We start from the raw sequence: 14,109 nt of genomic DNA on the forward strand, positions 1-14,109 counted from the left end.
CCATGACCCCTGCGCCCGCCCCCGTCACGTCCGACGTCGTCACCCGTTTCGCCCCCTCGCCGACCGGATATCTGCATATAGGAGGGGCAAGGACCGCGCTTTTCAACTACCTTTACGCGAAGGGTCGCGGCGGCAAGTTTCTGGTCCGTGTCGAGGACACCGATCGCGAGCGGTCGACCGACGATGCGGTCCAGGCCATCTTCGACGGGCTGAACTGGCTGGAGCTGTTCGCGGACGAGGAGCCGGTGTTCCAGTTCGGCCGAGCCGATCGCCACCGCGAGGTCGCCAACATCCTGCTGGAAACGGGTCACGCCTACCGCGACTTCCTGACGGCAGAAGAGACGGGGGCTCTGCGCGACGAAGCGAAGGCCCAAGGCCGCATCTTCGAATCGCCGTGGCGCGACCGCACGCCGACCGTCGACGACTTAATGCAGCCGCACACCGTCCGTTTTCGCCGTCCCGCCGACACCGCCGTCGTGGTCGAAGATGCGGTGCAGGGCACTGTGCGGTGGGATTCGGCCTCGCTGGATGATCTGGTCATCCTGCGGTCGGACGGCGCGCCGACCTACAATCTGGCCGTGGTGGTGGACGATCACGACATGGGCGTGACCCACGTCATTCGCGGTGACGATCATCTGAACAATGCCGCGCGTCAGAGCCTGATCTACGACGCCCTGGGCTGGACCCGCCCGACCTTTGCCCACATTCCCCTGATCCACGGTCCGGACGGGGCCAAGCTGTCAAAGCGGCATGGGGCGCAGGCGGTGCATGAATATGCCGAGATGGGCTATCTGCCCGAGGCGATGCGCAACTATCTGGCGCGGCTGGGCTGGGCGCACGGTGACGACGAACTGTTCAACGACGAACAGGCGCAGGCGTGGTTCGACCTGGATGCCATCGGCAAGGCGCCTGCCCGGCTGGACTTCGACAAGTTGGCCCATGTCAATGCCCACTGGATCCGCCTCGCCGACGACGACCGTCTGGCCAAGATGACGCTGGATACGCATCTGGCGCGCGGCCACAGCCTGGCTCCCGACGACAAGGCGCGTCTGCTGCGGGCCATGCCCTTTCTGAAGGATCGCGCCAAGACGACGCTGGAATTGGCGGACCAGTCGGCCTTTGTCCTGCGTCAGCGGCCCCTGACAATCTTTGAAAAGGCCCTGCCCTTGCTGAGCGGCGAGTCCGGCCAGCGCATCGGTCGCCTGCGGAATCGGCTGAAGCTGTTCGCCAGCTGGGACGTCTTCGCGCTGGAAGCCGAACTCAAGGCATTCGCCGAGGAAGAAGCGGTCGGCTTTGGCAAGATCGGACCAGCGGTCCGTGCCGCCCTGACCGGCGACGGCGTTTCGCCTGATATCGCCAAGACTTTGGCCGCGCTGGGGCGAGAAGAAAGCCTCGGGCGCTTGGATGATGCGTTGCAACAGACTATCTAACTTCCAGACAGAAACGCGACGGCGCCTCCCCGCGCCCATCGCAAGGGTGCAAGGGGCCTAGATGACCGAAACTGCCAAATCCGCGACGCTGACCTATGGCGACAAGTCCGTCGAACTGCCGGTCCTGACCGGCTCGACCGGCCCGGATGTGATCGATATCCGCAAGCTGTATGGCGCGACCGACGCCTTCACCTTCGACCCCGGCTTTACCTCGACGGCGGCCTGCGAAAGCGCCATCACCTATATCGACGGCGACGCGGGCATTCTCCTGCATCGCGGCTATCCGATCGGCCAGTTGGCGTCCAAGTCGAATTTCGTCGAGGTCTGCCACCTGCTGCTGCATGGCGAACTGCCGACGGCCGCAGAATACGAGAAGTTCGAAAACAGCATCACCATGCACACGATGCTGCATTCGCAGTTTGATCGGTTTTTCGAAGGCTTCCGCCGCGACGCCCATCCGATGTCGATTATGGTTGGCACAGTCGGGGCACTGTCCGCCTTCTACCACGACAGTCTCGACATCCATGACGCCCGCCAGCGCGAGATTTCGGCCATCCGCCTGATCGCCAAGATGCCGACCATCGCCGCCCGGGCCTACAAGTATCACATCGGCCAGCCGTTCGTGTCGCCCCGCAACGACCTGACCTATGCCGAGAACTTCCTGCGCATGTGCTTCGCCGTCCCGGCTGAGGACTATGAAGTCAATCCGGTTTTGGCCAAGGCGATGGACCGCATCTTCACCCTGCATGCCGATCACGAGCAGAACGCCTCGACCTCGACTGTGCGTCTGGCCGGCTCGTCGGGGGCCAACCCCTTCGCCTGTATCGCCGCCGGCATCGCCTGCCTGTGGGGCCCGTCGCACGGCGGTGCCAACGAAGAGGCGCTGAACATGCTGAAAGAGATCGGCACCCCCGACAAGATTCCAGCCTTTATCGAGGGCGTGAAGGCCAAGAAGTACAAGCTGATGGGCTTCGGCCACCGGGTCTACAAGAACTACGACCCCCGGGCGACGGTGATGAAGGAAAGCGCCGACGAGGTGCTGGCCGCCGTCGGCGACCCCAACGACCCGCTGTTCCAGGTCGCCAAGGAACTGGAGCGGATCGCGCTGAACGACGAATATTTCATCGAGCGCAAGCTGTTCCCGAACGTCGACTTCTATTCCGGCATCACCCTGTCGGCGATGGGCTTCCCGACCTCGATGTTCACCGTCCTGTTCGCCCTGGCCCGCACCGTGGGCTGGATCGCCCAGTGGCAAGAGATGATTGCGGATTCCTCACAGAAGATCGGTCGTCCGCGCCAGCTCTACACCGGCCCGACCGAGCGCGACTATGTGCCGATCCAGCAGCGGGGCTGATCGCCCGCATCAGGCCTGAGACCAGACGCCGGGGCGAAAGCTCCGGCGTTGCTTTTTTGTAATCCAGCCCGGCGGCGCAAGGGTTCCTGTTACGGTATTTCACATGCTACCCCTGATGAAACATCATCCGGGGAGTGAGTATGTCGCGCAAGGCCAGCCTGTCCGTTCGCAATCTGCTGGGGTGCTCGGCCGCCGCCGGCGTCCTGATCCTCGCCACCGGCGCGATGGCGCAGCAGGCTCCCATCGTCCAGCCCGGCGCGCCGGGCCAGGCGTCGCGGGCCCTGGAGGGGCGCGAGGCGTCGCGTATCGCGGACAACCGCTATTCGGCCGACGACGTGACGTTCATGCAGGACATGATCCTGCACCATGCCCAGGCGGTGGAGATGGCGGCCCTGGTCGACAGCCGCACCAACACACAGGCGGTCAAGGACATCGCCGGTCGCATCAACGCCTCCCAAGCCGACGAAATCCAGTTCATGCAGGGCTGGTTGCGCGAGCGTGGCGAGACGGCACCCGATCCGGCCCAGGGCCACGCCATGGCCGGAATGGACCATTCCGCCCATGCAGGCATGGATCACTCGGCCCACGGCAGCATGGCGCACGCGGGTATGCCCGGCATGGCCACGGCTCAGCAGATGGCGGCCCTGGCGGCGGCCAATGGTCCGGCCTTCGACACCCTGTTCCTGCAAATGATGATCGCCCACCACGAGGGGGCGGTGAAGATGGTGGCCGACCTGCTGGCCAGCCCCGGTTCTGCCTATGATCCCATCCTGTCGCGGTTCGCCAATGATGTGACGAACGAGCAGCAGGCCGAGATCAATCGCATGACGGCCTTGCTGCGCGCCGCCTCGCCCGATCCGCGCACGACATTGAAGGCCGGGTTCCGTGACGCCGGGCAGGCCGCCAGCAACATGGAACTGATCGCCAGCCTGCCCAAGCCGACCGGCTTCTTCGATCCGACCAATCCCGAAGGCAACCCGCCGCAGTTGCCGCCCGCAAGCGCGGATGGTGACGCCCGTCGCGGCACAGCCGATCAGGCCAGCCGCCGCTCGCCCTTCCTCAGCTTCGCCAATACCGACATGGCCTTCCAAGGCGACCTGTTGGCCGCCGGCAACTATCACGGCATCAATCTGTATCGGATCACGGACGCCGCGCAGCCTGAACTGATCAGCTCGATCGTCTGCCCCGGCGGTCAGGGGGACGTCTCCATCGTCGGCAATCTGATGCTGATGTCGGTGGAGTCCAACAGCGGCCGCGTCGATTGCGGGCGTGAAGGCGTCGGCTCCGAGCCCTCGCCCGAACGGTTCCGCGGTGTCCGTATCTTCGACATCTCCGACCGCACACGCCCGGTCCAGGTGGGCCAGGTCCAGACCTGCCGGGGCTCCCACACCCATTCGGTCGTAGCCGCCGATGAGAACCGCCTGATCGTCTACAACTCCGGCACCGCCAACGTCCGGGCGGAAGAGGAACTGGCGGGCTGCACCGTCGGTCAGCCCGGCGACCAGCGCAGCGCCCTGTTCAGCATCGACGTCATTGAAATCCCGCTGGCCGATCCGTCGCGAGCCCGCATCATCGACAGTCCCCGCGTCTTTGCCGATCAGTCGACAGGCGAGATCGCCGGCCTGTGGCGCGGCGGCGACCACGGCACCGGCACCCAAACCACCAACCGCACCGACCAGTGCCACGATATCACCCTGTTCCCCTCGGCCAACATCGCGGGTGGGGCCTGTTCGGGCAACGGCATCCTGTTCGACATCTCGGACCCGCGTGCACCCAAGCGACTGGACGCAGTCGTCGACAGTGGCTTCGCCTACTGGCACTCGGCGACCTTCAACAACGATGGCACCAAGGTGGTCTTCACCGACGAATGGGGTGGCGGCGGTCGTCCCCGCTGCCGCGTCCAGGATCCGATGACCTGGGGGGCCAATGCCATCTATGACATCGTCGACGGCAAGCTGGTGTTCCGCAGCTACTACAAGCTGCCCGCCGCCCAGACGGATCAGGAAAACTGCGTCGCCCACAACGGCTCGCTCATCCCGGTCCCGGGTCGCGATATCTTCGTTCAGGCCTGGTATCAGGGCGGGCTGTCGATCAGCGATTTTACCGACTCGTCGAACGTGCGCGAGATCGCCTATTTCGACCGTGGCCCGATCAATGCCGAGCGTCAGAGCCAGGGTGGCTACTGGTCGGTGTATTGGTACAACGGCCGCATCTACGGCACCGAGATCGCGCGCGGACTGGATGTCCTGACCCTGACGCCCAGCGAACACCTGACCGCCAACGAGATCGCGGCAGCCCAGATGGCCGACGAAGGCGGCACCGTGAACCCGCAGCAACAGTTCCCGGTCAAATGGCCCGCCCACCCGGTCGTGGCCAAGGCCTATCTGGACCAGCTGGCCCGCGACAATGCCATGCCGGCTGAGACCATGGCCCAGATGACCGCCGCCCTCGATCAGGCGACCCCTCTGGTGGACGGCGGCAGCCGGGACGCTGCGGTCGCCCGATCGCTGGCCGCCATGGCCCGCGATATTCGCGTCACGGGCACCGATCAGACCGCCAAGCGAATGTCCGGCCTGAAGGAGACGCTGGAGGGCATCGCCCAGCGCATCGGCTGACTGCGATATCTGGCGACCACGATCATCAAGACGCCGGGGTTCAGGCCCCGGCGTTTTTCGTGGTGATGACCTTCAGCACGGCCTCGGCGGCCAGTGTGGAGGGATCGGCGGCGTCGCGGCCCATCAAGTCCAGGGCAGCGGTCTGACGGCGCACCTGTTCGTCCCGGGCGACCGGATCGACCAGTAGTCGTCCCACCTCCGCCGCGACATTCTCTGGCGTCGCGTCCTTCTGGATCAGCTCGCATGCGATCTCGGCATCGGCCGCATGGTTGAAAAGGGTCGCATACTTACCGGTAAAGAAGGGCTTCATCAGCGCATAGCTGAGCGGCTGGAACCGATAGGCAATCACCATCGGCGCGCCTGCCAGGGCGAGCTCAGTCGAGACCGTCCCGCTGGTAGCCAGAGCGACGGTCGCGGCGCGCATCGCGTCGTATTTCTCAGCCTCAGGCACCAGATGCGCACGGAACGGCCATTTGGCGACGCGGGCGGCCACGTCGTCAGCCACCGTGCCCGCCGCCACCACGGCGACCTCCAGCGAAGGATCGGCCGCCTTCAACCGCGCGACCGCCGCCTCATAGACCGGCGTCATCAACCGGATCTCCGACGGACGGCTGCCCGGCAGGACCAGCAGCAGGTTGGCGGCAGACGCTATCCCGCGCGACCGGCGGAAGCCGACGGGGTCTGCCCCCGACATGTCCACATGCAGGGCCTGCGACCCGACGACCGTTGTCGCCAGGCCCTCGCGCTCGAACCAGGGCGCATCGAAGGCATAGAGCGCCAGCAGGTGATCGACCGCTCCCGCCAGCGTCCTGGCGCGCCCGGGCCGTGAGGCCCAGACCTGCGGCCCGACATATTTGATCAGGGGCACGCCGGGCAGTTGCTCGCGCAAAGCCTTGGCGACGCGGATCGTAAACCCCCAGCTGTCGATCAGGACCACGGCATCGGGCCGCTCAGCCACGGCGAGTGCCACGGTCTCGGCTACACGCTGCTTGACCAGTCCGTAGGCCTTCAGCCCCTCGATCCAGCCCAGGATCGACAGGGAGGCGATGTCGAAGGGACTTTCGACGCCCTGTTCGGCCATACGCGGGCCGCCAACCCCGACGAACCGGACATCAGGCCGTCTGGCCTTCAGGGCGTTTGCCAAGCCGGCACCAAGCGCATCGCCAGAGGCCTCCGCCGCGACCAGCATGATCTTGAGCGGCTGGGTCATGGGCGATCGTTGCCCGCCTCGCCCCATACGAAGAGGCCGAGACGATCCGCCGTCGCGATGATGGCGACCCGGTCGATCAGGATCAGCTTGCCGCTGAGGCCCCCGACACCGGCCAGCCCGGCGGCAGCCACCATCTCCAACGTCCGCGTTCCGATCACAGGCATGTCCACCCGCAAGTCTTGGATCGGCTTGGGTGCCTTTCCCAACGCCCCCTTCCGGGCCTCCGGCGAGCCGCGCAGGTCGGCGGGCAGACCGGCGACGCGCGCCAGCATGGCATCTGTGCCTTCCTGAGCCTCCACCGCCAGCACCAGACCGTCACAGACGACAGCACCCTGCCCAATATCGAGTTCGCCGGCCTTCTCCGCGACATGCAATGCCTTATTCAGGTCAGACAGCTGCTCCGGTGTCGGCTGAATGGCCCCCAGCGCACCCGCAGGCAGCGTCTCGCCGCCCAGGATGTCGTCCGCCCCTTCGATGGCATAACCCTCACCCTCGAAGATCGACAGGATTTTCCTCAGCAAGGCGTCATCCCCCTTGCTCGCCGCTGCGACGATACCGGGCAACAGGGTCGCCCCCTTGAAGTCAGGCTTCAACGTCTTGAAATCCGGCCGATTGACCGTGCCCGCGAAACAGACGGCCTCGCACCCGGCCTTCTTCAACGCCGACAGGGTCCGCCCGATCTCGGCCATGCCCGCCTCGATCCCCGGATAGCGCGCCAGATGGGGATCGGCGAACCCCGCCATGCGCACGACGAAGACGGAGCGGCCCTCGGCCTCGCAGCGCGCGGCCACGGACACAGGCAGGGCCCCTCCCCCCGCGATCAGTCCCAGCTTGCCGCTCATGCCGGCGTCCTCACCGGTCCGGCAGGGCGACGGGGCGCCGGGTGTCTTCGCGGATGAAGGCGATGATCTCCTGGATTTCCGGCAGGTCGGCATAGGTCGCAGCCGCCGCCTCCAGCCGGTCCGAAAACAGTCCATCACCTTCAAACATGTCGCGATAGGCGGCCAGCAGCCGCCGCACGGCATCCTTGCCGTAGCCCTTTCGTTTCAGGCCGATGAGGTTCAGCCCGTGCAGCCGCACATGATTGCCCCAGGCCGAGCCGTAGGGGATCACGTCGCGTGTGACCGCCGACAGTCCGCCCACGATCGCGCCCGTGCCAATCCGACCGAACTGATGCACAGCCGCCAGGCCGCCCAGGAAAACCCGGTCGCCGACCCGCGCATGGCCGCCCAGGGTGGCGTTGTTGGCGAAGGTGACATTATCGCCCACCACGCAATCATGGCCGACGTGGGCCCCGGTCATGAACAGATTGTTCGAGCCGATTGTCGTGAGCTTGCGATCGCCCGGCGTGCCGCGATTGAAGGTCGAATGCTCGCGGATGGTATTGTTCTGGCCGATCTCCAGCGCCACTGGCTCGCCCTTGTAGCCGCCGTGTTGAGGGTCGCCGCCCATGACGCAGAAGGGATGGATGGTGGTGCCCGCGCCTACCGTCGTATCCTGCTGGATCACCACATGGCTGGCGATGCGGACACCTTCGGCCAGGACGACATTCGGCCCGATGATCGTCCAGGCCCCGATCTCGGCGCCATCCGCCAGCCGCGCGCCGGCATCGACCTGGGCTGTCGGATGGATGGCCATCAGGTGGCCGGCTGGTCGATAGTGACGACCATGGCCATAAACTCGGCCTCAGCCGCCAGCTTGCCGTCGATGAAGGTTTCGCCGCGGAACTTGTAGGCATCGCCGCGGGCACGGGTCACCCTGACCTCCATGCGCAGCTGGTCGCCGGGACGCGCGGGCTTGCGGAACCGGACGCCGTCGATCGACATGAACATGATGACCTTGTCCGCCACGGCTACGTCCATCGTCTTGGACATCAGCAGAGCGCCCGTCTGGGCCATGGCTTCGACGATCAGCACGCCCGGCATGACCGGGTCGATCGGGAAATGACCGGGAAAGAAGGGCTCGTTGTGGGTGACGTTCTTGATGCCGGTGATCGAGGTTGCCGGCACGAAATCCTCGGCCTTGTCGACCAGCAGGAAAGGATAGCGGTGCGGCAGGCGGCGCATCACCTCGGCATAGTCGATGCTGATGCTGGTGGTCGTGTCGGTCATTCCAGGGCCTTCTGAGCGTCGGCGCCTAGGAACGCGCCTTTCCCGCTGCCTGTTTGGCGAGCCAGATCGCTTCGCGCAAGGATTGACGCAAGGGTTTGGCCGGATATCCGGACCAGGTCTCGCCCGGCGGAATGTCGGCCAGCACCCCCGCCCCGGCCGCGACACGAGCGCCGGTGCCGATGGAGATATGGTCGCCGACACCCGCGCGCCCACCGAACATGACGTTGTCCCCGACCGTGACCGAGCCTGAAATGCCGGTATGTGCCGCCATCAGGACGTTACGCCCGATCACGCAGTTGTGGCCGATCATGACCAGATTATCGATCTTGGTGTTCTCGCCGATGACCGTGTCGTCATAGGCTCCGCGGTCGATGCAGCTGTTGGCGCCGACCGTCACTCCGTCCTGTAAGATGACGCGACCCAACTGAGGTATGTCGACAGGACCGATGCTGGATCCAGCCGCGCCGAAACCGGCCTCGCCGATGCGCGCTCCGGCATACAAGCGCACGCGGTCGCCGATCAGGGCGAAGCCGATGGTGACGTTCGAGCCGATCTGACAGTCACGGCCGATCTGGACGCCGGGACCGATGACCGTGTTTGCGCCGACCCGGGTGCCGCGGCCGATGCGGACCCCCTGTCCCAGGACAACGCCCGGTTCCAGAACTACGGTATCATCTTCGGTCGCCGCGGCGGGATCGATCGCAGCGTCGAGGGTCAAGGGATGGTGAAACAAAAGGGCGGTGCGCGCCCAAGCCGCCTGCGCTTCACGCGAGACGATGAGCGCTGTCTCTGCCGGTGCGCGTTCGACGGCAAACTCAGGCAGGATGACACACGCGGCCCTGGTCTCGGCCAGCGAGGCGATGAAGCGTTTGTCGCCCAGAAAGGCGACATCCGCAGCCCCTGCTGCCGCCAAAGGCGCTACGGCGGAGACAGACCTGTCTCCGCCGCGCACGACCTCTCCACCAATCCGCGCCGCCAGTTCATCGACGCTCAATGCATCGACGGCCTGCTGGAAGAAGCGCGGATCGGGCACGCTGTATCGCTTACTGCTGCGGTTGGGCCGGCGGCGTCAGTCGGTTGAATGACAGCGACGGCAGGGCGGCGTTCAGACGTTCGATGGCGGTCGGTGTGATGTCCATGGCCGGATTGGCGCTGTAGATGGCGCTGCGGTTCAGCAGGATGCTGCAGCCGCGCTCCTGATACAGGGCGATGACGATGGGTTCGACGGCCGTGCCGATGGCCTGCAGTTGAACGCCTTGGGTATACTGCAACTCGTTGCTGCGGGTCTGTTGCAGCTGCTGTGCTTCCTGCGCGCGGGCTTGCAGAGCCTGTCGACGGGTACCACCGGGGTCGGCGGCCTCGCCTCCCTGCTGCAAAGCGGTCACCTCGGCCTGGATCGACGAGCTGTAGGGGGCCAGTTCGCCCTGAACCTCGGTGAGTAGGCGCTGCATGCCGGCCTGCACCGATTGGCCGGCCGTCGAACGGGCCAGGACTTCCTCGTTGTCATAGATGCAGACGCCCGTGATCGGGGCACCGTGGTTGATGTTGCCGGCGGTCTGTGCCGAGGCCGTGCCTGCGGCCAGCGAGGCGAGCGCGAAAGCGCCGAGAGCAATCAGTTTCATGGTCTACCTTTAAGCGACGGCATTTTGCCGCGGTTTAGAACTGCGTTGATGTGGAGAAGCGGAAGGTTTCGGTACGGTCGTATTCCTCGGACCCGATGATCTGGCTGAGGTCGAACCGGATCGGACCCATCGGCGAGCGCCAGTGAATGCTGAGGCCAGCCGAAGCGCGCAGTTTCAGCTCATCGACGATATTGGGATCGTTCAGACCCTGATCTGTCACCGTGTAGCGGTCATCCAGCATACCAAGCGTTCCCACATCGACGAACAGTTCGGTGCGGATGCCGTACTGTTCGGGCAGGAAGTTTGGCACGGTCAACTGGACGGTGCCGATGGCGTAGAAGTTGCCGCCCAGCGCATCCTGGGTCGTCAGGTCGCGTGGGCCGATACCGGCCGTCTCAAAGCCCCGGAAACTGTTACCGCCCTTGAAGAAGCGGTCATTGATCCGGATGGGGTCGCCGCCCCAGCCGCTGATATAGCCAGTCGAGGCCGTGGTGGATACGATCCAGGAGGGCGCGATGCCCCAATAGGCCGACACTTCCGCCTCGGTCTTCACATAGTTCACATCGCCGCCGATGCCAGCGAAATCCTGGAGTAGCCTGCCGGTCCAGCCGCGCGTCGGGCGGATCGGGTCGTTCCGGCGATCCACAAACAGCGTATAGCCCGCCGAAGAGTTGATGAATGAGCCGACCTGATCGCAGAGGGCATTGGATCCAGCACCGTTGGTGGCGCAATAGCCGTCGGGCACGATGATCTCGTCGCTCTTCAGGAAGTAGCGGCCGCTCAGCAGCGTATAGCCGTTCAGCGGGTACGACAGGCGAAGACCACCACCGGTGGAGCGGTAGTCGTAGGACGAAAACTCGCTGAGATCGTAACGCGAGTGGAAGGCGTCAAAGCCGGCCCGCAGATCGCGGCCCAGGAATTTCGGCTCGGTGAATCGGAAGTCGACCTGCTGGCGCAACGCGCCCCACTCCAGACGGGCTACGACGTTCTGGCCACGCCCGCGGAAATTCCGTTCGGTGATACCCAGATTGACGACGAAGGAGTCAACGGAGCTGAAGCCCGCCCCGACAGACAGTTCGCCCGTCGGCTGTTCCTCGACCGTTACGTTGACGACCGACCGGTCCGGTGCCGACCCGCGCGCCTCTTCGACGGTTACATCCTTGAAGAAGCCCAGCGCACGCAGGTTGTTGCGCGACCGCTCCAGCAGGGTGCGATTGAAGGCATCGCCCTCGCTCAGCATCAGTTCACGCCGCACGACATTGTCCAGGGTGCGGGTGTTGCCGACGATGTTGATCCGGTCGATGTAGACCCGCTGGCCTTCCTTCACATTGAAGGTGACGTCGATGGTGTCGGTGTCGGGGTTGGCCCGGAACGTCGGCTCGATTTCGACGAAAGCATAGCCTGCCGATCCTGCAGCAAAGGTCAGGGCATCGACCGCCGTCTCGATCTTGTCGCTCTCGTACAGCTGGCCGGGCTGGATCGGCAGCAGGAGCTTCAGGAAGTCGGGGTTCAGGCGGTCGTTCTCTGTAACGACGTCGATCTCGCCAAAGTTATAGCGATCGCCCTCGTTGACGGTGATGGTGATGCCAAAGGCGCTGTCGTCGGGAGCCAGTTCGCTGATCGCCGACAGGACGCGGAAATCGTAATAGCCGCGGTTGGTATAGAATTTCCGCAGCTGTTCGCGGTCGTAGTCCAGACGGTTGGGATCGTAGTTGTCGTTGGACGTGAACAGCTTGTACCAGGCCGACTGCTCGGTCACCATGGTTTCGCGCAGTTCGTTGTCCGAGAAGGCGCTGTTACCCAGGAAGGTGATGGACCGAACGCCCGTCTCCGGTCCTTCGTTGATCTCGAAAACCACATCGACGCGGTTCTGGTCCAGTTGCACCAGCTTGGGCGTGACGGTGGCCGAGATACGTCCCGACAGGCGATACAGTTCGACGATCTTGCCGACGTCTTCCTGAACCCGCGCGCGGGTATAAATGCCGCGCGGCTTGATCGTGACCTCTTCCGTCAGCTTGGTCGTGCCGATCGCGCTGTTACCCTCGAACGTCACCTGGTTGATGATCGGATTTTCGACGATCTCTACAATCAGGTCGCCGTTCTGGATGCCCAGTTGCACATCGGCGAACAGCTGGGTCCGGGTCAGCGTCCGGACGGCCACGTCCAGAACTGCAGCATCGACGGTGTCGCCGGGCTGGATCGGCAGATAGGACAGGATCGTCGTCTGATCGATACGCTGTGCACCGCGCACCAGAATGCGGTTGATGACGATGCGCTGATCCTGCGGCTGCGGCGCGGCCTGTACGGCCGGCGCATTCTCGATCGTAATCGGGCCCGTTGCGGGCGCGGTCTGGGCAAGGGCCGGGCCGGCGAGACCAGCCGCCATAGCCAGCGCCATCAGGCTGGGGCTCACGCGGCGAGCAAAACGGAGGGCGGACGCATCGTGTCGGATCATACGGGAAACCATCGGGGGCTGGCGTCGGCTCATGCGAGCCCGCCGAGGAATTTGAACAGGCTCAGCTTCTGCAGGTCGTTCCAGGTGGCGAACAACATCAATCCCGCCAGCAAAGCAAGACCGACCCGGTAGCCGACCTCCTGAACGCGCGCGGGGACTGGCCTGCGTGCCACAGCTTCATAGCCGTAGAACAGCAGATGGCCCCCGTCGAGAACCGGAATCGGCATCAGGTTTAGAAAGCCCATTCCGATCGAAACTATGGCGCCGAAATAAATCAGCGTCAGGACGACAGATTTGACTTGCGTGCCCAGGTCGTCCGAAACCGAAGCCGCCTGCTGGGTGATGCCGCCCGCCGCCTTGGCGATGCCGACCGGGCCGTTCAGCAGATCGCCCGATTCCTTGCCCGCGAAGATGCGGCCCAGGTAGGTGACGGTGCTGTTCAGGGTCGAGCCGAACATGTCCGCACCCTTGGCGGCGGCCTCGATGGGGTTAAGGCGACGTGAGGTGATATCCTGAGGTAGAGCCCCTAATCCGAGGCCGATGCGGGCCACCCGGATACGCCCGGCGACGGCGTTGTTCTCCATCTGCCGGAGAGGAGTTGCGACCAATGTCACCACCTGCCCGGCGCGATCCACGGTGAAGGTCATCGGATCATTGGCACTGAGAATCACAGCCTGGGTGACCTCGGCCCCCTCTCGGACCGCGCGCCCATTAACGGTCAGGATCAGATCGCGAGCTTGGAATCCGGCCGTGGCGGCGGGGCTGTCGGGCTGAACCGCCATCACACGCGGTGCCGCAATCTGTTCGCCGACCACACTGAACAGGAGGGTCAGCAGCACCATGGCCAGCACAAAGTTCGCCGCAGGTCCGGCCGCCGTGATCAGCGCGCGCTGCCAGACCGGCTTGAAATGGAAATAGTCGCGCTCCGCCCCGGCACCGTGTTCGGTCACCAGCCGCTGGCGCAGTTCGGCCAGACCGGCGGCGTCCGGTACGCTTGCGGCATCCAGGTCACCTGAAAACTTGACGTAGCCTCCCAGCGGGAGCCAAGCGAAACGCCATTCGGTTCCGTGCTTGTCCGTACGGCTGAAGATGCCCTTGCCGAAGCCGATGGAGAAACGGTCGATCTTCACGCCGAACGCCCGTGCGACCCAGAAATGACCGAGCTCGTGAATCGTGACGATCGTGGTCAACACGACCAGAAAGGCCGCGATCGAGATCAGTATCTGGCCGATGAAGGCGATCATCCGGTCGTCATCTCCCCGTCTCGGCTCACGCCGCCTTGCTCAGCCTGAGAACGACCGCTTCGGCCGCC

11 protein-coding genes are annotated in these 14,109 nt (G+C 64.8%); 3 read left to right on the forward strand and 8 right to left on the reverse strand.

Annotation, left to right across the window (positions count from 1 at the left end; translation table 11 throughout):
- The first annotated feature begins 2 nt into the window (after positions 1 to 2).
- The 3 genes from gltX to JHC81_RS10540 all read left to right on the forward strand — a co-directional run bounded on the left by gltX (position 3) and on the right by JHC81_RS10540 (position 5,399).
- Positions 3 to 1,430 (forward strand): glutamate--tRNA ligase, encoded by a 1,428-nt coding sequence (gltX, locus tag JHC81_RS10530; protein ID WP_292174259.1) that lies wholly within the window; start codon positions 3 to 5, stop codon positions 1,428 to 1,430.
- Between the two features lie 61 nt (positions 1,431 to 1,491).
- Positions 1,492 to 2,784, forward strand: a complete 1,293-nt coding sequence (gene gltA / locus JHC81_RS10535) for a citrate synthase (protein ID WP_292174263.1) — start codon at positions 1,492 to 1,494, stop codon at positions 2,782 to 2,784.
- A gap of 140 nt (positions 2,785 to 2,924) precedes the next feature.
- Entirely contained in the window at positions 2,925 to 5,399 is a 2,475-nt protein-coding gene (locus JHC81_RS10540) for a DUF305 domain-containing protein (RefSeq protein WP_292174265.1), read from the forward strand.
- 40 nt (positions 5,400 to 5,439) lie between these two features.
- Here JHC81_RS10540 and lpxB read toward each other — a convergent pair whose 3' ends face one another.
- The 8 genes from lpxB to JHC81_RS10580 form a co-directional block, all read right to left on the reverse strand.
- Positions 5,440 to 6,609: a lipid-A-disaccharide synthase gene (gene lpxB / locus JHC81_RS10545; RefSeq protein WP_292174268.1), complete on the reverse strand. Its 1,170-nt coding sequence runs from the start codon at positions 6,607 to 6,609 to the stop codon at positions 5,440 to 5,442.
- Entirely contained in the window at positions 6,606 to 7,451 is an 846-nt protein-coding gene (lpxI, locus tag JHC81_RS10550) for a UDP-2,3-diacylglucosamine diphosphatase LpxI (RefSeq protein ID WP_292174271.1), read from the reverse strand. The genes lpxB and lpxI overlap by 4 nt, the downstream gene beginning before the upstream one ends.
- Positions 7,452 to 7,461: 10 nt before the next feature.
- Complete coding sequence (lpxA, locus tag JHC81_RS10555) at positions 7,462 to 8,247, reverse strand: acyl-ACP--UDP-N-acetylglucosamine O-acyltransferase (protein ID WP_292174273.1); 786 nt, start codon at positions 8,245 to 8,247, stop codon at positions 7,462 to 7,464.
- Positions 8,247 to 8,720 carry a 3-hydroxyacyl-ACP dehydratase FabZ gene (fabZ, locus tag JHC81_RS10560; protein ID WP_292174277.1) on the reverse strand — a complete coding sequence of 158 codons (474 nt, stop codon included), beginning with the start codon at positions 8,718 to 8,720 and terminating at the stop codon, positions 8,247 to 8,249. The genes lpxA and fabZ overlap by 1 nt, the downstream gene beginning before the upstream one ends.
- Positions 8,721 to 8,745: 25 nt before the next feature.
- Entirely contained in the window at positions 8,746 to 9,753 is a 1,008-nt protein-coding gene (gene lpxD / locus JHC81_RS10565) for a UDP-3-O-(3-hydroxymyristoyl)glucosamine N-acyltransferase (RefSeq protein WP_292174281.1), read from the reverse strand.
- Between the two features lie 10 nt (positions 9,754 to 9,763).
- Entirely contained in the window at positions 9,764 to 10,342 is a 579-nt protein-coding gene (locus JHC81_RS10570; RefSeq protein ID WP_292174283.1) for an OmpH family outer membrane protein, read from the reverse strand.
- A 34-nt stretch (positions 10,343 to 10,376) separates the two neighbouring features.
- Positions 10,377 to 12,728, reverse strand: a complete 2,352-nt coding sequence (gene bamA / locus JHC81_RS10575) for an outer membrane protein assembly factor BamA (protein WP_292174286.1) — start codon at positions 12,726 to 12,728, stop codon at positions 10,377 to 10,379.
- A 98-nt stretch (positions 12,729 to 12,826) separates the two neighbouring features.
- Positions 12,827 to 14,041, reverse strand: a complete 1,215-nt coding sequence (locus tag JHC81_RS10580; protein ID WP_292174289.1) for a site-2 protease family protein — start codon at positions 14,039 to 14,041, stop codon at positions 12,827 to 12,829.
- Positions 14,042 to 14,109: the final 68 nt, after the last annotated feature.

Source organism: Brevundimonas sp. (assembly GCF_016463295.1).
Taxonomy (GTDB): Bacteria; Pseudomonadota; Alphaproteobacteria; order Caulobacterales; family Caulobacteraceae; genus Brevundimonas.

Excerpts from the sequence above, each read along its gene's own strand:
- gltX (WP_292174259.1), top strand. The coding sequence starts at position 3 with ATGACCCCTGCGCCCGCCCCCGTCACGTCCGACGTCGTCACCCGTTTC.
- gltA (WP_292174263.1), top strand. The coding sequence starts at position 1,492 with ATGACCGAAACTGCCAAATCCGCGACGCTGACCTATGGCGACAAGTCC.
- JHC81_RS10540 (WP_292174265.1), top strand. The coding sequence starts at position 2,925 with ATGTCGCGCAAGGCCAGCCTGTCCGTTCGCAATCTGCTGGGGTGCTCG.
- lpxB (WP_292174268.1), bottom strand. The coding sequence starts at position 6,609 with ATGACCCAGCCGCTCAAGATCATGCTGGTCGCGGCGGAGGCCTCTGGC.
- lpxI (WP_292174271.1), bottom strand. The coding sequence starts at position 7,451 with ATGAGCGGCAAGCTGGGACTGATCGCGGGGGGAGGGGCCCTGCCTGTG.
- lpxA (WP_292174273.1), bottom strand. The coding sequence starts at position 8,247 with ATGGCCATCCATCCGACAGCCCAGGTCGATGCCGGCGCGCGGCTGGCG.
- fabZ (WP_292174277.1), bottom strand. The coding sequence starts at position 8,720 with ATGACCGACACGACCACCAGCATCAGCATCGACTATGCCGAGGTGATG.
- JHC81_RS10570 (WP_292174283.1), bottom strand. The coding sequence starts at position 10,342 with ATGAAACTGATTGCTCTCGGCGCTTTCGCGCTCGCCTCGCTGGCCGCA.
- bamA (WP_292174286.1), bottom strand. The coding sequence starts at position 12,728 with ATGGCGGCTGGTCTCGCCGGCCCGGCCCTTGCCCAGACCGCGCCCGCA.
- JHC81_RS10580 (WP_292174289.1), bottom strand. The coding sequence starts at position 14,041 with ATGATCGCCTTCATCGGCCAGATACTGATCTCGATCGCGGCCTTTCTG.